This window comes from Halomonas sp. V046 (genome assembly GCF_052645355.1).
Genome location: NZ_JBQXYF010000006.1, coordinates 117,400 through 134,988, shown reverse-complemented (window position 1 = coordinate 134,988; position 17,589 = coordinate 117,400). Strand labels below are relative to the sequence as shown.

Genomic DNA, 17,589 nt, shown 5'->3' with positions numbered 1-17,589 from the left:
GTGGCCGGATGCGGCATCGGGCCTGGGAGAGTCACTCGGTCACAGCTGTGAGGCAGACAACGCCTGGTCCAGATCGGCAATTAGATCATCGACGTGCTCGATGCCGATCGAGAGTCGCACCATATCCGCCGAGACGCCCGCGGCCTTGAGTTCCGCGTCGTTCAATTGCCGATGGGTGGTCGCCGCCGGTATCGCCGAGCAGGTCTTGGCGTCGCCGATATTGACGAGTCGCAGAATCAACCCGAGGGCATCGTAGAAGCGCATGCCGGCCTCGCGGCCGCCGACGATGCCGAAGCTGAGGATGCCCGATGCGCGTCCTTGCATGTACTGACGGGCGAGGGAGTGGTCGTTGTGGTGGGCGAGGCCTGCGTACTTCACCCAGGTCACCTTGGGGTGTTGATCGAGGAACTCGGCGATCTTCTGGCTGTTGTCGCAGATGCGTTCGATGCGCAGGGCCAGCGTCTCCAGGCCCTGCAGCAGGTTCCATGCGGCCTGGGCGGAAAGGGCGGCCCCCATGTTACGTAGGGGAACCACCCGTGCCCGGGCGATAAAGGCCGCATCGCCTACGTCGCGGGTGTAGCTAATGCCGTGGTAAGACGGGTCGGGCTCATTGAGCAGCGCGAAGCGTTCGCTGTGCTCGGCCCAGGGAAAGCGTCCGGCGTCGACGATGACGCCGCCCACGGTGGTGCCGTGGCCGCCGATGTACTTGGTCGCGGAATGCACCACGATATCGGCACCGTGTTCGATCGGGCGCCACAGGAAGGGCGTCGCCACGGTATTGTCGACGATCAAGGGGACGCCGTGGTCGTGGGCGATCCGCGCGAGGGCCTCGATGTCCACCACGCTTCCCGACGGGTTGCCAATGCTCTCGCAGAACACCGCTCTTGTCCTGGCGTCGATATGGGCGGCGATGGAGGCCAGGTCATCCTTGTCGGCGAAGCGTACCTCGATGCCCTGGCGCGGCAAGGTGTGGGCAAAGAGATTGTAGGTGCCGCCGTAGAGCTCGCTGATCGACACGATGTTGTCGCCGGTCTCGGCCAGTGTCTGCAGGGTACAGGTGATGGCCGCCATGCCCGATGCCACGGCCAGGCCCGCGATGCCGCCTTCCAGCGCGGCAACCCGGTGTTCGAGTACGGCACAGGTCGGGTTCATGATCCGCGAGTAGATATTGCCCTCGACCTTTAGATCGAACAGATCGGCGGCGTGCTGGGCATCATCGAAGGAGAAGGACGTGGTCTGGTGGATGGGCACCGCCACGGCGTGCTGGTTGTCCGGTGCGTAGCCGTGATGCAGGGCAAGGGTTTCGCGTTTCATGGCGTGTCCTGGTGGCGGAGGAGAGGCGGAGGAGAGAGCCGACGACTCGAGGAACCAGACTATCCGCCCAGGGGATCGCTTGCCAGTGTGGTCTGGTCTGGCGAGGCGGTGGGTCGGATACGGGCGGGCGACCCCGCAGCCGGCATCCAGGTGGCGCCGCCAGGCGAGTGACGCACTTGGGGGCTTGCAGCGATGTGAGGTGGGCGTTGATGTGGGCGGTGTTGTAAGCGGTGTTGTGAGCAACCTGAGGCCAGAGCCGGCCGGGAGGACGGCGGAGAATCAACGGCTCGGCAAGGCCGGGGGGGGACTGTGACTTCAGGCCGGGCCAAGGCGTGGTGATGCGTCGTCGGAAGCACGGCACCTGGACCAGGCCAGCCAGGTGATCGTCGGGGGCATACCGCATGCCGGAGAGGGGTAGGCAAGGCGCCCGTGGCGAGCCGGGTTCGGCTCGACACGGGCTGGGGCTGGTTGGGGCTGGTACGTCGGCATCCGCGGCCCAGCCGCGGGGTCGCCTGCGCTGGTTGGATCAGTGATCCAGATACACGTAGTGCTGCCAACCGAGCATCCGCAGGAGAACCTTGCGCATGATGGCGACATGGTGGAAATGCTCGGTGTAGACCGCCGCCTGGGCGCTGACGCCGAGCGGCAGGTCGGGGATGTCCTGTCCCGGCTTGAGCCTGAGCGTTACCAGTGCGGGCGCATTGGTGCTGGCGAAAGCATCTGCCCCCAGGAGTCGGTCGCTCGCCGCGACCTGGGACTCGGCAATCGCCGGCAGTACCTCGATCACCTCGGCGGCGAAGACCTGCCCGGGGAGAGCCGTGAAGGTGAGTTCCGCGTCGTTACCGGCTTCGATGCGGTTCAACGCCTGTTGGCGAAAGGCGCCGGTGAAGCGGCCTTTCTCATCGTGGATAAAGACGCCCAGCGGGCGCAGCGGCAGGGGCACCGCCATCATGCCGGGCCGCACCGCCAGTTGGCTGAGGTACCCGGCCGTCGGCGCGCGAATGACGGTGTTGTCCAGGTCGAGTTGTGCTTGAACGAGCTCGGCGCGCTTGGCGGCGACCACCGGGTCCTCATCGTCATCGCCGGGGCGCTGCTCTGCCTGGGCCCGCTCCAATGCGGCTTCGGCCTGGGCTACCCGGGCTTCAGTGGTCTGGGCATTCTGCTGGGCCTCATCGATCTGCTGGCGACTGAAGGCCGAGGAGGCGCCCTGGTAGCGGGCCAACGTGCGCCGGGCCTGATCGCGCTCGGCCTCGGCGGCCAGCAGATTGGCTTCGGCTTCGGACACCCCGGCGCCGCGGCTATCGGAGCCACGCAGGGCGTCGGCCAGTTCCGCCGTGAGGCGGTCGACCTTGGCCTGGAACTGACGCGCGTCCAGGGTAAAGAGTGGCGTGCCGGCCTCGACCAGGGTGTTGGGTGCGACATCGACCGAGACGACCCTGGCCCGCACCTCCGATACCAGAGGAGTGATCGCGTAGGCCTGGCGAACCTGGCGCGTGAAGGGGTGGTTGTAGTTCATCAGCAATACGAGGGTGGCAATGAGGATGATGCCTCCCAGCACCGCCGTGGGGACCGTCCACTTGGTGAGCGGGATACGGAACACCTTGAACACGGCAATGCATAGCGCGGCATAGGTCAGCAGGATCAGCAGGTCCATCAGCGTTGCTCCTGCTCAGGCGGCCGAGAGACGGCGGCCTCGTGGGCATCCAGACGATGCCTGAGCGCCTCCAGCTCGAGGCGCAGCTCGTCCATCTCCTGGCGCTCGCGTGCCTGCTCCTGTTCGATCTGCTTGAACCCCCAGCCCCGGTCCTTGCGATACAAGGTCGCCCAGATCCAGAGAAAGGGCCACAGCAGGTGCAGCGTGAATAGACTGACCCAGCCGGCGACGTGGATGGCATCCTGATGAGGATGATCGCGTTTCTTCGCTATCCCGTAGGGAATATCGTGAATGGCGATAACCCCGTAGAAGAGCGTCAGTACCACGAAGCACAGAACGCCCAGGGCGAAGTAATTAAGCATGCAGTGTCCTCTAGCCGCGGGTCACAAGCCCGCTGAACGCCATCTTGCGTGGAGTGAGAAGTGTTCTGGCGTAGAGAATATCCTAGTGCGACGTGCATGAGGGCATTTCCGGTCAACGTTGCCTCGTCGGGGAGGTGCTGGCGGCCACGCAAGAGGCAAGCGAGCCGTTTCAGGAGGAGTATCGATAGCGCAAGATGCTGGCGGTCGACCCGAGGGGCAAGCGAGCCGTTTCAGATTCGGGAGGAGGATCGGGTAGCGCGAGATGCCGGCGGTCGACCCGAGGGGCAATCGAGCCGTTTCAGATTCGGGAGGAGGATCGGATAGCGCGAGATGCCGGCGGTCGACCCGAGGGGCAAGCGAGCCGTTTCAGATTCAGGAGGAGGATCGGATAGCGCGAGATGCCGGCGGTCGACGCGAGGGCAAGCGAGCCGTTTCAGATTCGGGAGGAGGATCGGGTAGCGCGAGATGCCGGCGGTCGACCCGAGGGGCAAGCGAGCCGTTTCAGATTCAGGAGGAGGATCGGGTAGCGCGAGATGCCGGCGGTCGACGCGAGGGCAAGCGAGCCGTTTCAGATTCGGGAGGGATCGGATAGCGCGAGATGTCGGCGGTTGGCAGGACTGACGCACAAAGGATCTGCGCCGCCCGGGGAGCGGCGCGACTTTCTTCGCGGCGATTAAGCGGCCACTCCGACCCGCAGCGACTCAGATACGCAGCGACTCAGATACGCAGCGACTCAGATACGCAGCCACTCAGATACGCAGCCACTCAGATACGCAGCCACTCAGATACGCAGCCACTCAGATACGCAGCCACTCAGATACGCAGCCACTCAGATACGCAGCGACTCAGATACGCAGCCACTCAGATACGCAGCGACTCAGATACGCAGCGATTCAGATACGCAGCGATTCAGATACGCAGCGATTCAGATACGCAGCGATTCAGATACGCAGCGACTCAGATACGCGGCCACCCAGATACGCAGCGACGTAGCTATGCGGCGACTCAGCTAAGCGGCTATCGGCAAGCCGCTCAGCTGACGCCGGTTGTGGCCGTAGTGGCCGCAGTCAGTGAGGCTGCTGGAGGGACTGCAGCTGCCGGGAATGCTCCTCGAGCTCCAACGTCGCCTCTTCGAGCTTCTCGCGACGCTTCTGGATGTCTTCGACATCGTCATTCTCCAGCGCTTCTTCGAGGTCATCCTGGCGTTCCTGGACTTCCGCGAGGCTGTCCTTCACTTCCTGTTCGGCATCGGCGAGCAGGCCTTCCAGTGTGCAGCCTTCCTGTATGCCTTTCAGCGCCCGTTCAAGGCCCTCGAGGCGATCATCGTTGCCTTGGTCCTGGGCGTGCTGGATCTGCTCTCGGACATCATCTTCCTTGGCCTGGCAGGGGGATGCATCGCCGTCGGCCACGGCGTGGGAGGAGAGTGCGATGGCCAAGGTAAGGCCGGGCAGCTTGATCAGTGATGTCTTCATGGGGAACTTCCGTGCTCGTGGGAGTGGCCCGGTTGGGGCGTTATGGATGCGTGGCAGGCGTGGCAGCGGTGGTTGGCTTCCTGCGCTTAGATGTTGATGCCGCGGGTTTCTCCAGGCTCGGCGGCGGGTCGGCCGCACATCCGTAAGTCTCTGAGATCACAGTATGTCCCGCTTGTTCCCTGAAAGACGCACGTGGTCACGATGGTCGAGTGGTTGGCGGACCTTCTTTGCGTGGTGAAACGGCCTTTGGCATGAACAACATTATGCTGTAGCGACTCGCACAACGTCTGCTAGCTTGAGGGCGAGGGCTAGGAAGAGCTCGAAACGACATCCCCTGAAGTGATAAGGAAGGAGTGCGTCATGAATAGCGATCAGTTGAAAGGCGGCTGGAAGCAACTGAAGGGCGAAGCCAAGCTACGCTGGGGAAAACTCACCGACGATGATCTTGACGTTATCGACGGCGAGCGTGAAAAGCTGGTCGGCAAACTGCAGGAACGCCATGGCCTGGCACGCGAAGAAGCGGAAAAGGAAGTCGATGAGTTCCACCGCGATTCTCCGAATAACGTCTGAGAGCGGGATTCCCGGCTCTTGCGTTCGGTCCCCTCTGGTGCTGCCCCGGCGGTGATGCCTTTTCTGTCCTGATGGTGCTCGCATCACTTGCTGGCGGGCCGCTCTAGGCCTGGGCACGCCAGTGTCGCTCACGACGAGTCCCGTCGTCTCCCGCGATCACCCAGCCCCCTCACCGTGGGGGCTGGCTGCCGTTGAAGCGTGCCGGCCGTCGACGCCTGGACAGCTTGCCGTTCTTCCCGACATGACGGGGCATCGGCCTTGTCGCACTGCTCTGGCAGAATCGAGAGACACATCTGGGCGCGCGTCGAGCGAGGCCGTGATTTGGCTCGGTCACAATCCGGTCACACCCGAAAATCTAGTGCGCCATGACAACGTGCTGGAATTCGGGAAAAACTGAAGGGAATCAAAATGGTGCGGATGGGGAGACTCGAACTCCCACGCGCTAAGGCACTAGAACCTAAATCCCGGCTATCCAAAACGAAGAACAGGATTGTCGTTTAATTTCAATCGATTGCATGCCGGGCGCAACCCATGCAACGTGACATTTTGCATACCTTGGTACACGTTTAGGCGTCAGTGCGAGGTCTGCGAGTCACGATTTGGTCACGCCAGCACAACGCGCCATGGGCCATCCTATGGCAGGTCGTGTTGGATGACGCCATGCAAAATTCTTCGGAAACGGCTGGCCTTCATGCGCTACCCTCATCTTCTAATACAATTTGCCAATGAGGGTTGATCATGCAGCATAGAACTATCCCGGTAGTGCACCCGGAAGGCGGCGCTACAACGGTGTTGGTCGAGTACGAGAAGGCTGAGCTTGCGGTGTCTGAGAGCCTGTCTGTATGGCAGGCCACTCACAAGCGGTTCACACTGCCTTCCGGCGAGAGCCTCACCCTTGAGTCAGCCATTCGCTTCGAAAACCCCGATGACCTGGAATCGTACTACGTCGACGATGAGCGTGAGATCGAGTGGCTGTTGCACCTGTAGCAGTGTTTCTCGGCGTCTTGCTGACTGCCGTCACTGCCCAGGCTCATGCCGGCTATGGCAGCGCCACCGTCGCCAGGGTAACCAGCATCGTTGACGGCGACACATTCCGGGCCGACATCGACGGCTGGCCGGCGGTGATCGGTGAGCGGATCCCGGTGCGCATCGAGGGCATCAATACGCCAGAGATGCGCAGCAGGTGCCCGACGCCCGAGCAGCAGGAGCGAGAGAAGGCGCTGGCCCGGGAGGCCAAGCAGTTCACCGTGGCGGCGTTGCGTGACGCTGAGCGCATTCAGCTGCACGAGATCGAGCGAGGGAGCTTCTTCCGCATCCTGGCTAGAGTGACGGTCGACGGCCACGACCTGGGCGACCAGCTGATTGAGGCAGGGCTGGCTCGGCCATACCGGCCAGGGGCCAGCAAGACTCAGTGGTGCCAATGAGCGAGTACGAGATCACCCAGTGGCGCAAACGCCTCGAGCGCAAGGGCTGGCTCGGCCTGAGCTGGTCATCGCCGCCGATAGACAGGCTGGTCGAGTACCACGTCGTGTGGCAGGGCTGGCTGATCAGCGGGCGGTGTCGGCTGGATGACGAGAACAGGGTCGACTGGTGGGAGCCTGAGACGCCGCAGTACCTGCGGGCCCGTAAGCATGGCGTCAGCGATGGCGTGTGGCGGCAGGCAAAGGGCCAAGGTGAAGAGGTGGGGCAGGCTCGAAGGAAGTTCACTTAATGGGGTGCAGCATGGGGCAAGGTGGAACTATTTGGTTGTCGTTTGTTATGCCATTTGTAGTGGCGTTTGTGACCGCTTCCATTACCGCAAATTTAGCAGTAAGGAGATTTAAAAGAGAGCGCGCGTGGGAGAAAAAGGAAGAGGCTTACTTTCTTTTATTTGACGCTATAAATAAAAGCATTGATTATGCTGAGTCATTCCTAGAGTTGATGCAGTCGAATGGAGGTCAGGACCTTAAAGATAATGTAGATCAGGCGAGTTCTGTGAGCAATGAAGCTCGACAGAAGGCAAAAAAAGTCTTCAGCATCAACTATCTGTTTATGAGTAAGGAAGAAGTGTTTCTTTTTCAAAGGCTGTTTGAGAATCTTGAGTTTCATGAGTATATGGATGGTGAAGACATGGCGGAGCTTAATAGAGGGCATAAAGAGAGGCTTTTAGCTGACGCTGAAAAGCTCGCCAGAATTGAGCTGCACGCATACGAGTCTAACATTACTTTGCTCATTTCAACCATTGCTAGAAAGCTGGATGGTTTATTGACCTGTCCAACCGAGTGGATTGTGAAAAAACTCAACCGCTGATTTTGCGCCATCCCTGGCGCCGGCTTCAACCCTCCCAGCTGATCGCCTCAACCGCTTCCACTGTCTCGGCAGCCTTTACCTGATCCTCAAGAGCCTGGCGCTTGCCTGCATCCATGCATCGGCCTTGTAGATGATCGATGTTGGCCCACCTTCACCGACCCAGGCAGGGCGGAAGCCCCACCAGAGCAGGTTTAGTTGTGGGTCCGACTCTGGATCGGGCAGGAATACGGCAGAGATGTCGGTGCCCGGGGCAACGTTGTATCGCCGAGAGGGAGGCACGACCTCGCTGAGCCCCGGTATCAGTTGCCGGAGCGTGTCGATGGCTGGCATGTCGTGAAGGTTGTAGCGTCCGCACATGGCTCAAGCATAGGCAAAGTTCGGAGGCGTGGCGGTACCAGTCCTGTGGGGCGACGTCGTAGGCTGATAGCAGTCAATGGTTCCTGTCTGCTCCTAAGCCTAAAGACTAGGCTTTCTTTATAATCTAATGCTATATGCTATGCTCATTGGTGCACATTGGCACGTGCAAAGTAAGGATGGATATGGCCTTTCAAAGCGGAGACACCATAGCCCTTCCGCACGAGACCTATATCGAAGGGCTGGCTGTTGGCGAGAAGCGGCCCTACCACGGCATCGTTGACAAGAACGAGCCGGGGTCGCCTCTGCAGGACCTTCTGCTCCAAGTGGTGCAGGTAAAGAAGAACGAATACGTTTTCAAAGTCGTTGAGCTGTGGTAGCGCCTGAACCGTTGAGCCGTTCGACTCTTCGAGAGGTCGTGGTGACCTAAGCTGACCTCGAGCGCGCAGACGGCGGAGGTGGCATGGAACATCAGAAAATCACCTACAAGGTCGTCGCTGGTGGGCTGCAGATGTTCTGTACGGCCTGCCAGACGCTTGAGTTCACTCCGTCGGGATACCAGGGGTGGGATCACTTCTACATCATGCCCGCCGGCCCTCACAGTCGATCCTACTGCGTCGAGTGCAAGAGTTGTGGCAACACCTACTCCTGGGCATCACTGATCCCAGACTGGTAGCGCCGTCCCTGGCGCCGGCCTCAACCCTTCCAGGTGATCGCCTCGACAGCCTCAACCGTCTCGGCGGCAGCGATCTGCGCGGCCAGCGCTCCCTCCTGTGCAATCAGGTCACCGCGGCGAGCCGCGATATCGAGAAGTGCCTGACGAACGTCGGCGACCGGATGGTCAGAGTGAAACCCACCATCGCTATCCTTCCACGCTGAGATGATCGTCATGCCGGTGGCCTCGGCCAGGTCCAGCACTTCGGAAAGCGCCTGCCGGTTGCTCGGATCACCGGCATAGCGGATGCCGTTCAGATTGACGCCATAGGCCTCGGCGTCTTTGCGGGACTGCTCGATGGTGGCGAGCTTCGACGCCTGAGCGTCAGACAGCCTGTCGGCGGCGGACTTTGGTTTGTGCAACGTAACGCTCCCCATCATTGGCATCCTTCGTCGGTACTGATAGGTTTAACTCCTAACTTGGTCATTGCTGTCGGCACTCCATGACTTTTTTTGGTCTTAATTAGTTTGACGTGTACGCCCTCAGGGTTATATTCACTGACATTAAACCAGTCGCCCGCAGTCCAGAAGCCAGCATCAACTACTTGGAGCAAGTGAAGGTGCAAAACTCCGCCAGTCTTTTCAGCTCTGCGAATTGGTGCGCGATCGCCGAAAACGCCAATGGTGGCTATGTCGCCATCTTCCATTTCTGAGAAGTCGTATGCTGATTGTTTTCCATTTTTGTGAGCGATCACTTTGTCGTCGTCAAATGAGTAGTAGTCGGGCCCTACGCCCACTGCCAAGAATCTAATTTTCATCATGTTATCCTCTAGGCTTTCCAGCGACCTTTCGCTTGCCACGTAAAATATAGCGTCCCTGACTGAATGATAGTGGATACCAGAATTGGCCTTATCTCAGATTGGCTCTCATGTTGTACTTGCTGAACCCCTACCAAATCGTCTGCAGCCGCCTGAAAGCTCGTTCCTCCAACCTGAACGGATGAAGAGTAATCATCTCGATTGCCAAAAAATGCTTGTGGGAGAAGAATGGCTATCTGCCCTGCAGTGCTTCGATACAATGGCCCCATGACAGTGTCTGTTGTGGAGTTGAACGAAACATGCCTGCCATATTGGATAAGCGTGCCGTCAGAAAAACGCGTCCAGTTTCCATCAGTGTTCGATCCGCTGGCGACAATTTGGACACCATTGACCTCAAGCATCGTGTCGAAGCTGTTCGGCCCAGCCAGTACCGCATATCGGGCATCTGCATCGGCGGTTGTGGGTACCTGCCCCGCACCAGTGCCTGTATCAGCACCAGCAGCAGTGCCTGCACCTGAGATACTCGAGAGCGGCTGGGTGCCTGTGTGGTTTGAGCGTTGGACGGCATAGTCTTTAGCCGCCTGCTCAGCGGCAGCGGCCGAGCCAGCAGGGTCGGCACCTGCGTCTCCCGGAACGAGCGTGACCGCGCCAGTCTTGCCGGCAACGCTGGCCACGCTGTCGGTATTGTCGATCTTGGACCAGGTGCCACCACCGCCACTCTCATTCGGCGTCCACAGCAGCATGTCCTTATTGCGATACTCGACACCGCCAATGATTTCGCCACTGGCTGCGCCAGTGACGAGCCAATAGCTGGCACCGGCAGGCTCGGCGGGGAGCGTGCCTGTGCTTGCATCCCAGGCACCTTGGGCGACCATGGCATTGACGGCGCGCTGCCGCGAGACTTCGGCCCAGTGAGCGGCAGAGTATTGAGAGCCGTTACCTTCCGGCACAGGCGTGTCGTTCGGATACTGAGCCCAGTGCATGGCCTCGGCAGCAGAGTCGCCAGCGCCGGTCTCGCTTTCAGCGGCATTGGTGGCTGAGGTCGAGGCGTTATTCTCAGACGTTGCAGCGGCGTCCGCTGAGTCAGCGGCGCTAGTGGCCGAGGAGGCTGCTGCAGATTCCGAGCCTGAGGCGTTTGACTCGGATGTCGCGGCAGCGCCCGCGCTGTTGCTGGCAGCGGTGGCAGAGCCGGCAGCCGCCGTCGCTGATTGTCCAGCGTTTGCCTCGCTGTCGGCGGCATTGCTCGCGCTCGTGCTGGCATTGCTCTCGGACTGCGCTGCGTTGATCTCACTGTCAGAGGCGGCGCTTGCCGAGGACTCGGCCTCGTCTCGATACCCACGGGCCTCCGCGGTAAGCGCTCGGAACTCGATTACGATGGCCGGGGTCAGGTCTTGCTCACCTTGCCAGTCGATCAGCAGCTCATTGAGCGTGGTCGCCGAAGTGTCGGCTCGAACCTCTACGTTCTTGCCGAGCGTGAGGTATGAGCGATCGGTCAGCACGTAGACGTTGTAACGCCCTTCCTGCACCTGCAGGGCGTAGTCACCGCCGCTGTCGGTCGTGGCCTCAGCACGGATGTACTGAAGCACAGACGATGAGGTGAGCACTGCGTCGAATCGAATGCGAGCCCCGGGCAGGGCGTCGCCATAGGGGTCTTTCAGTGTGCCGGATAGGCTCAGAGTCATGGTATTACTCCCATGAAAAAGCCGCCTTGAGGGCGGCTGTCATAGTGCGTTGCGAAATTGCGATAGAGCACAGTGCATGTCGGCGGGAGCCTTGGATTGTCGGATGACGGCCTTAGCCGCAATCCGGGCGTCCTCGATGGCGCCGGCGCGATCCTCCCATCGTTGCCGGGCATGCTTGATGCGCTGGCAGACAGTAGCCACATCGGTGTCAGTCGCAGCAGCCTCGGCTTCTAACCTGGGGCCGAAGCCGTTGGCCGCCTCTGCCAGTTTGAGCTGATAGATAGCCTCTTGGGCCGGTGAGACATAGCGGGCCGCTTCCGCCTCCTGATCGACCAAGGCGAGATAGTGAGCCTCGGCCTTTGCTCGGGAAGCGAAGCGCTTGATGCCAAGATCAGCCATCGATCACCACCTCCAGCGTTTCATCGAGGCATTCGGCCGGGCCCACCAGCTCCAGTAGGTATTCGCCCGGCACGTCGAATGTCACCGTTGTCGGGTCGTTGTCGGCTATCACCTCAGCACCTTCGACGCGCACGAGGGTGCCGGCGGGCAGACCGGTAATGATGGCCGACAGGCCGCGGCACGCCAGGTTGTAGTCGCGAGTCTTCTTCGGCTGAATTGCACCGCTGGCCAGGTCGACGTAGTGCGCCGAGTCGTCCAGGTCGCTATCGAGGATCACGTAGCTCTCATCATCGCCGCACTGCATTTCGACGAATTGCTCGGGACACTCGGTGATGCGCTGGATCAAGCCGGTGAGCTCGCAGTAGATGGCGATTTTCATCGTTTAGCCCCCATCACCAGGAGTGAGGAATAGTCGAGGTAGGACGTTCCGAGAGCATTTTTGGTCTGCACCTTCACTGTCACCCCGTATTGAGTCCCGCAATCAATGATGCCGTTCGGAGCAGAGTTGGCGCCGCCACCGATCTCGTGCTTGACGCTCCCATCCACCACCCAGCGGAAGTAATTGCCATCGTTTCTGCTGACGGCGGAGAACCAGCCAAACACTCGGTTGCCCTCGGCGTTGATATAAACCGAGAGCAGGTCCCTCCAATTGCCGGTGCTTCCGAGGTTTCCCGAGCGGGCAGCCCCAGCCGGTACGGTGATCGCGTTGCCGGCGACCCGTAGCGTATCGATCTGGGCGATGCCGATCTTCGCAGTGGTGATTGCTGCGTTTGCGATCTTGGCGTTGGTGATGGCGGCGTTGCGGATGTGGGCGTTTTGCACGTCGATGTTGTAGAGCTTGCCGTAATCCACATGGAGCTCATCGGCCTGGATGTAGCTGGCCTTCACCTTTCCGTTCTCGACGATGAACGAGCCATCTGACGCTTTAAGCTTGGTGAAGGTGAGGTACTGAATTAGCGCCTCTTTCAGGTACAGCGTGTTGTTGGTGAAGATGAACGGGATTACCTCGGCGGCGCCGTCACCCGGCTGGGCGATGTAGAAGCGATCGGCGAGCACCCCGAAGTCGAACACGTCCTGGTCGTCGTCGTAGGCGGTACCAAAGCCGGCCACGCGACCGCCGCCGGTGACGTTGAGCACCCAGCTAGAGTTGAGCCCGTCGATGTTCTGGCTCAGATCACTGAACAGGTCTGTCTGTTTGATCTGCCCGCTGATCACCGACATGATCTTTTCGGGATCATTCTCAGTAGTGGCCTGCACCGGGTACCAGCTCGAGACGCCATACGCGTTTACGCCGCGGACATAGTAGAAATATGTCGTATCGGGCGTGAGGTCGGTATCGGTGAGGGTGGGCCCAACGCCGACGCGCACAGCATTGGAGGTGATCTGGCCCAACGATAGTGCCGCATTCGACCGCCAGAACTCCCACATTTGCCCAGGGTAGAGGCCATTGGGGATCAGCGTGATCTCGAAGGTGCCCGCGCGGATGTCGATGCTATCCGGCGGCGTCGGGAGCAGCAGGCCAGCGACGTTAGTGGTGCGATATGCCCAGGGCGACTTGGTGCCGGTGCCGGTGACACCGTGCACGCGAATCTGCCACTCGCCAGGAGCGGCGTCGAGAATATCGAAGGACGTGCCGGTACCGGTAAAGACCTCGCCCCAAGACACGTCATTCGGTCCCTGCACCTCGGCAATGTAACGGACGACTCGAGCGTCATCGCTTGGCGTCCAGCTCACGGTGATCTTCTGGTGCTCAGTGCCGCCGGCCAGGTACTTCGAGGCCTCGACGGTGATGGAGTAGGGCGCCACCACCGGCCCGGTCGGGATCAGCGTGTAATCCTCATCGGGCAGATTCAGGCCTTGCTCGACGCGATCGTACTTCGTCGGGTCGTGCTCGACGGCAGTGACCTGGTAGACCGCAGACTCTTGCTCAACCACGGAGAGAACGCGGAATTTCCGGGGCTCCACGTCCTGGCTAGAGAGCATCCAGATGGCGCCGCGGATCGGCTCGGCGGACAACGGGGCGACCAAGGTGATGCGGTCACCGCGGAACTGGTCAACTTCACGGCGCTCAATGCCACCCGTGGGCAGCAGTACGTCGAGGAACCAGTTGCTTCCGGACGCTTCAGGCGGCACCTGATCGAGCGTCAGCTCCGAGAGGCCAGGCATAGCGATCCGACCGGACAAGCGAGCACCGGCTGTCGAAGGATCATTCACTGCGATGATATCGCCAGGGCGCACGTCGGCATGATCGACGCTGGCCTGATAGGTGACCGTCTCAGTCTCGGCGCGCTCGCTGTAGAGCATCCACTTGCCGAGTCGATGCGCCTGACCGCGGCTGGTGCAGCCAACGGCGGTGACGTCGACCTGCTTCCAGCCGAATTGCTGGATAGCGTCGGCATCTTCGACCACCTCCACCTGGAGGCGGTAGTTGTCTGCCGGATCGTTCCAGCTGACCAGGGCAACCGAGTGCCGAGCCTTGAGCGCAGTGCCGCTGTACTCGAACTCGCCATCGACGACATTGGCCGGAGACACGAGCTTGACCGGATCCGCCGGCATATCAGCGGTGGCCATCACGGTATTGGCGCCCCAGTACGTCATGCCGCGGAAAGCAGACGCCAGGGTATCGAGGACGGTGATCGCTTCTTTGCGGCTCGACAGCACGGTGTTGAAGGTGAACCGCGGTTCTTCGTCGCCGAAGCCGTCAGGGATCAGCTCGTCGCAGTACTGCGCGATCTGGTACAGCCCCCATTTGTCGACGCTCTCGAGACCCGCGCCATAGCGGGTGCTGGTGGCCAGGTCGAGGAAGCACCAAGCAGGGTTATCCGTCCATGCCAGCTTGAACGCGCCATTCCATAGGCCGGAGTAGGCTCGCGTCACCGGGTTGTAGTTGGTCGGCACTTTGACGATCAGGCCCTTCACGTCATAGCTACGCGCCGGGATCTGGCTGCCGAAGTCTTGAGCGTCCACCTCGATGCCGACGAGAGCGGTGTCGGGATACTGAAGCTTGGCGTCGATAATCTCGGTGAAGGTGGACCAGTACGTTTGGTTGCGCAGTGTCGCGCTGCCGTTGTCGGGGGTGATGCGGCGCACGCGGACATCCCAAGGCCCCTGGCCAGTGAGGTCGACACGATAGGACCGCTGGTAAGGGCTGGTTGTCTTGCCCTTGATGGTGTCGTAGCGCTTCTCTGACCAGCTTCCTCCGTTTGGGCGCACATCGATGGCCACGGCCACCTCAGACGGCAGCAGGTCGCCATTCTCGACGTTCTGATAGCTCAGTGCCTGAAGCTGCACGGTGACGCGCACAGCATCGGCCTCCGGATTCGTGACCGTCCGAATCACCGGCGTGGCTTTGGTCACCTCGGTCGAGACATCGCTGGCCGTTTCGATAGCAGGGAAGCCAGGAATATGAGACTGATCAGGCTCGCCGGTGCGAGTGTGAACGGTGACGCCCGAGAAGTTGTAGCTACCCCCTTCATCCTGCAGCGGCGTGTCATCCAGGTAGATGCCCTTGAGTCCGCCCACGAGGCCGACAATCGGCCCCTCAGCGATGATATCGACGACCCGAGCCTTGGACGTGGAGCGTAGCGTATTCGGCGCCTCGCGCGGCGTGCGAGCATCACCGCCGCCACCCTTGCCGCCTTTCTCGCCATAGACAACCAGATCGGTCATGCGTCCAGCTCCTCAGAGGTCATGCCGGCGGACGCAACGACGCTGCCGGTCTTGATGCGGCCGTAGATCACAGGCACGGGTAGGCCTTGGGTCGATGTGTTGACCGGGCCATCGAACAGGAAGGAAGGGCGCTCGTCGGGTCGCTCTCGCTCGCCGTAGTCGCCTGTCTGCGGGGTCGGGGATAGCATCTGCGCCACACCGCCCAGGGCTAGCGCGACACCGGCATTGAACAGCATCGGCCCATAAGGGCCGGCCCAGAAGCTGGCAACGATCAGAACGGCACCGGCGATGGTCTGCCAAATACCGTCGCCGCCGGCGCCCGAGATGGCGGGCAGGATATGGATCTCACTGTCCTCCCCAACACCGACCAGCAGTCCCTCCTCATCCAGTGAGTCACCGTCATCTAGCCGGCCGCGCACGACATGCCAGTCGCCGTCACGTATGGCGGCTTCAAACCCAGGAATCTGAGTCAGCAAGGCGCGCAATGCCTCGGCAGGATCGCGCACGTCCAACGAAAAGGACTCGCCGAAGCGAGCCCCCAAGGATCCATGCAGGAATAGCGTTTTCATCAGTCCCTCGACGTGTGACGGAGCCAGTGGGTGATGTAGGGAAACCAGCGGCCAATCGGCTCGCGGCGTGACAGTCGCTCAGGGTCAACAGGGTTACGCGCCGATGGGTGGTGCAGAGCCAGGCCATGGTCAAGCAGTACTCCGGCGTGGTTTGGTACGTCGCTGCGCAGTTGGGCAAACCACATATCACCAGGCCGGGCTTCATTCGCCTCAATGACGCGGAACCCGGCCTCGGCGAAGCCATCGCGGTAGAGGTCTTGACCCTTGAGCCACCACTCCCACGATCGCGGGAACTCAGGTAGGTCAATGGCGAGCTCCATGGCGTAGTAGTCGCGGATCAGCGCGTAGCAGTCTGTGACCCCATGAGCGAAGCCTCGCCCTATCAGCTCTGGGCGATCACCATGGCCCCACCAGCGGATTGGCGTGGTGTCTGTGCCATCGGTGGCCACGATCCCCCAAGGCACTCCTGAGGCGATCTGGCCGCGCATGTCGGCCTCGCTGGGGCAGTCTGGGTAGTCAGGGTGCGAATGGATGATCGCGAGCAGCCCGTGCGCGGTCGCGGCGGCCATGTCACGCTTGCCGATAGCGAAGGTTGCTAGAGGATCGTCGGCGGTATTCTTTACCTGGCGGCAGCCGTCGTCGGTGATAAGCCACACCGCTTCTTCGGGGTAGGCGGCCAGGGCCTCGGCTCGAATCTGGTTGGCGTACTGCTCAAGCATCAGCGAACCCTCCCGACGCCCGGGAAGGCACGTGTCGGGAGGACGCCGGCTTGCCCGAACCTCAACCGGCAGTCGCTCAACCGCTTGCCGCATACATCGCGCCCCATGCCAGGCAGGGCATCCGAGCCGTCAGCTTCCCACTCGCCAGAGCCCGCATAGGGACAGGTCACGCCCTCGTAGCGGTACTGGCTACCATCCCAATAGCGATATGTGTGGGTGCAGGTGTCACGCAGTATCTGGCGGTGAGGGATCATGCGACCCTGCTGATCCATCTGAACAGACAGCTCGAATTGAATCTGGCGGCGGTTCTGCGAGGCCTTGCGCTCGATCACGTAGTAATCGACCGGAAACAAGGCCTCGGGATCGGGCGCACTGCCGTCATCCAGGTGCCGGCGATAGGTGCGAAGCCGCTTGACAGGCGCGCCCACCAGGTCGTCGGCACTGATCACCAGCGACAGGAACGCGAGCTCCATGGCGGTGACCGTGAGCGTCGGCCGGGGCAGGGTGCCCTGGCCATTCCACTCGAAGCCCTCGGCCTTGATCGGAACCGGCTGATACTCGTAGCCGTTGAACCCCACCGGGCCGCCGTCCACCGGCGAGGGTGCGAAGCGCAGAATGCCGTCACCGTAGTTGCGAGCATCAAGCTCGAACATGGTGACGATCGCGTCCTGCTCGAGGTGCTGGGCATCGGAAGCGATGACCTGGCTCATAGCCCGAAGTCCTCGGTGAGAGTGGCTGAAAGGGTATGGCGTCCAAAGCTCGTATTGACCGTCTTGGGCGGCTCCTTGCACACCACTCGCAATGCCTCAGGCTCGCCCGGCACACCCCACAGAAAGGCATAGACACCCTGGCGAGAATTCAGGAAGTCGCGCAGGCGTTCCATTTCCTCTCGAGTAATGAGCGACCAAGTGACAGTCCACTCGCGCATGACGCTATTGAGGCCTGCGGGACGCCGCTGAGTGAAGTTGTCGCCGAACTTGACGGTATCGACGTTGTAGGATGGCTGGTCGATCAGCCCATAGTCGGGCGCCCGGCTGATATCGGGGAGAAAGTCGAGTTCCATG

22 protein-coding genes are annotated in these 17,589 nt (G+C 61.1%); 7 read left to right on the top strand and 15 right to left on the bottom strand.

The window, feature by feature from the left end; all coding sequences use genetic code 11:
• Nucleotides 1-39 precede the first annotated feature (39 nt).
• From ACUN9Y_RS09820 to ACUN9Y_RS09805, 4 genes are all read right to left on the bottom strand, one after another.
• Nucleotides 40-1,314: an O-acetylhomoserine aminocarboxypropyltransferase/cysteine synthase family protein gene (locus tag ACUN9Y_RS09820; RefSeq protein WP_445460524.1), complete on the bottom strand. Its 1,275-nt coding sequence runs from the start codon at nt 1,312-1,314 to the stop codon at nt 40-42.
• Between the two features lie 526 nt (nt 1,315-1,840).
• Nucleotides 1,841-2,968 carry an HlyD family secretion protein gene (locus ACUN9Y_RS09815; protein ID WP_445460523.1) on the bottom strand — a complete coding sequence of 376 codons (1,128 nt, stop codon included), beginning with the start codon at nt 2,966-2,968 and terminating at the stop codon, nt 1,841-1,843.
• Nucleotides 2,968-3,330, bottom strand: coding sequence for a DUF3302 domain-containing protein (locus ACUN9Y_RS09810; protein WP_445460522.1), 363 nt, complete (start codon nt 3,328-3,330; stop codon nt 2,968-2,970). Before ACUN9Y_RS09810 ends, ACUN9Y_RS09815 begins: the two co-directional genes overlap by 1 nt.
• Before the next feature lie 1,067 nt (nt 3,331-4,397).
• Entirely contained in the window at nt 4,398-4,802 is a 405-nt protein-coding gene (locus ACUN9Y_RS09805) for a DUF1090 domain-containing protein (RefSeq protein ID WP_445460521.1), read from the bottom strand.
• Between the two features lie 360 nt (nt 4,803-5,162).
• Between ACUN9Y_RS09805 and ACUN9Y_RS09800 the strand changes: the two genes are divergently transcribed.
• From ACUN9Y_RS09800 to ACUN9Y_RS09780, 5 genes are all read left to right on the top strand, one after another.
• A complete protein-coding gene (locus ACUN9Y_RS09800) occupies nt 5,163-5,372 on the top strand; it encodes a CsbD family protein (RefSeq protein WP_445460520.1) in 210 nt (69 codons plus the stop codon).
• 738 nt (nt 5,373-6,110) lie between these two features.
• The gene (locus ACUN9Y_RS09795) at nt 6,111-6,359 is read left to right on the top strand and encodes a hypothetical protein (RefSeq protein WP_445460519.1); all 249 of its coding nucleotides are present in this window, start codon (nt 6,111-6,113) and stop codon (nt 6,357-6,359) included.
• Nucleotides 6,341-6,796, top strand: a complete 456-nt coding sequence (locus ACUN9Y_RS09790; protein ID WP_445460518.1) for a thermonuclease family protein — start codon at nt 6,341-6,343, stop codon at nt 6,794-6,796. The genes ACUN9Y_RS09795 and ACUN9Y_RS09790 overlap by 19 nt, the downstream gene beginning before the upstream one ends.
• Nucleotides 6,793-7,083 (top strand): hypothetical protein, encoded by a 291-nt coding sequence (locus ACUN9Y_RS09785; protein ID WP_445460517.1) that lies wholly within the window; start codon nt 6,793-6,795, stop codon nt 7,081-7,083. Before ACUN9Y_RS09790 ends, ACUN9Y_RS09785 begins: the two co-directional genes overlap by 4 nt.
• A gap of 11 nt (nt 7,084-7,094) precedes the next feature.
• Nucleotides 7,095-7,661 carry a hypothetical protein gene (locus tag ACUN9Y_RS09780; RefSeq protein WP_445460516.1) on the top strand — a complete coding sequence of 189 codons (567 nt, stop codon included), beginning with the start codon at nt 7,095-7,097 and terminating at the stop codon, nt 7,659-7,661.
• Nucleotides 7,662-7,736: 75 nt separating this feature from the next.
• On the opposite strand, the gene ACUN9Y_RS09775 is transcribed toward ACUN9Y_RS09780, so the two are convergent.
• A complete protein-coding gene (locus tag ACUN9Y_RS09775) occupies nt 7,737-8,018 on the bottom strand; it encodes an SOS response-associated peptidase family protein (RefSeq protein WP_445460515.1) in 282 nt (93 codons plus the stop codon).
• Nucleotides 8,019-8,200: 182 nt separating this feature from the next.
• Between ACUN9Y_RS09775 and ACUN9Y_RS09770 the strand changes: the two genes are divergently transcribed.
• Together ACUN9Y_RS09770 and ACUN9Y_RS09765 are read left to right on the top strand one after the other, a co-directional pair.
• On the top strand, nt 8,201-8,395 hold the full coding sequence (locus tag ACUN9Y_RS09770) for a hypothetical protein (RefSeq protein WP_445460514.1): 195 nt from the start codon (nt 8,201-8,203) through the stop codon (nt 8,393-8,395).
• 83 nt (nt 8,396-8,478) lie between these two features.
• Complete coding sequence (locus ACUN9Y_RS09765) at nt 8,479-8,691, top strand: hypothetical protein (RefSeq protein WP_445460513.1); 213 nt, start codon at nt 8,479-8,481, stop codon at nt 8,689-8,691.
• Nucleotides 8,692-8,711: 20 nt separating this feature from the next.
• Here ACUN9Y_RS09765 and ACUN9Y_RS09760 read toward each other — a convergent pair whose 3' ends face one another.
• The 10 genes from ACUN9Y_RS09760 to ACUN9Y_RS09715 are packed head-to-tail and all read right to left on the bottom strand — an operon-like array spanning nt 8,712 to nt 17,588.
• On the bottom strand, nt 8,712-9,092 hold the full coding sequence (locus ACUN9Y_RS09760) for a DUF4376 domain-containing protein (protein ID WP_445460512.1): 381 nt from the start codon (nt 9,090-9,092) through the stop codon (nt 8,712-8,714).
• A 14-nt stretch (nt 9,093-9,106) separates the two neighbouring features.
• Complete coding sequence (locus ACUN9Y_RS09755; RefSeq protein ID WP_445460511.1) at nt 9,107-9,487, bottom strand: hypothetical protein; 381 nt, start codon at nt 9,485-9,487, stop codon at nt 9,107-9,109.
• A gap of 11 nt (nt 9,488-9,498) precedes the next feature.
• On the bottom strand, nt 9,499-11,169 hold the full coding sequence (locus tag ACUN9Y_RS09750; protein WP_445460510.1) for a prophage tail fiber N-terminal domain-containing protein: 1,671 nt from the start codon (nt 11,167-11,169) through the stop codon (nt 9,499-9,501).
• 39 nt (nt 11,170-11,208) lie between these two features.
• On the bottom strand, nt 11,209-11,568 hold the full coding sequence (locus tag ACUN9Y_RS09745) for a hypothetical protein (protein WP_445460509.1): 360 nt from the start codon (nt 11,566-11,568) through the stop codon (nt 11,209-11,211).
• Nucleotides 11,561-11,947 (bottom strand): hypothetical protein, encoded by a 387-nt coding sequence (locus ACUN9Y_RS09740; RefSeq protein WP_445460508.1) that lies wholly within the window; start codon nt 11,945-11,947, stop codon nt 11,561-11,563. The genes ACUN9Y_RS09745 and ACUN9Y_RS09740 overlap by 8 nt, the downstream gene beginning before the upstream one ends.
• A complete protein-coding gene (locus ACUN9Y_RS09735; protein WP_445460507.1) occupies nt 11,944-15,237 on the bottom strand; it encodes a host specificity protein J in 3,294 nt (1,097 codons plus the stop codon). The genes ACUN9Y_RS09740 and ACUN9Y_RS09735 overlap by 4 nt, the downstream gene beginning before the upstream one ends.
• A complete protein-coding gene (locus ACUN9Y_RS09730; RefSeq protein ID WP_445460506.1) occupies nt 15,234-15,806 on the bottom strand; it encodes a tail assembly protein in 573 nt (190 codons plus the stop codon). Before ACUN9Y_RS09730 ends, ACUN9Y_RS09735 begins: the two co-directional genes overlap by 4 nt.
• Nucleotides 15,806-16,525 carry a C40 family peptidase gene (locus ACUN9Y_RS09725; protein ID WP_445460505.1) on the bottom strand — a complete coding sequence of 240 codons (720 nt, stop codon included), beginning with the start codon at nt 16,523-16,525 and terminating at the stop codon, nt 15,806-15,808. The genes ACUN9Y_RS09730 and ACUN9Y_RS09725 overlap by 1 nt, the downstream gene beginning before the upstream one ends.
• Nucleotides 16,525-17,235, bottom strand: a complete 711-nt coding sequence (locus tag ACUN9Y_RS09720) for a phage minor tail protein L (RefSeq protein ID WP_445460504.1) — start codon at nt 17,233-17,235, stop codon at nt 16,525-16,527. Before ACUN9Y_RS09720 ends, ACUN9Y_RS09725 begins: the two co-directional genes overlap by 1 nt.
• The gene (locus ACUN9Y_RS09715; RefSeq protein WP_445460503.1) at nt 17,232-17,588 is read right to left on the bottom strand and encodes a phage tail protein; all 357 of its coding nucleotides are present in this window, start codon (nt 17,586-17,588) and stop codon (nt 17,232-17,234) included. Before ACUN9Y_RS09715 ends, ACUN9Y_RS09720 begins: the two co-directional genes overlap by 4 nt.
• Nucleotide 17,589 lies beyond the last annotated feature (1 nt).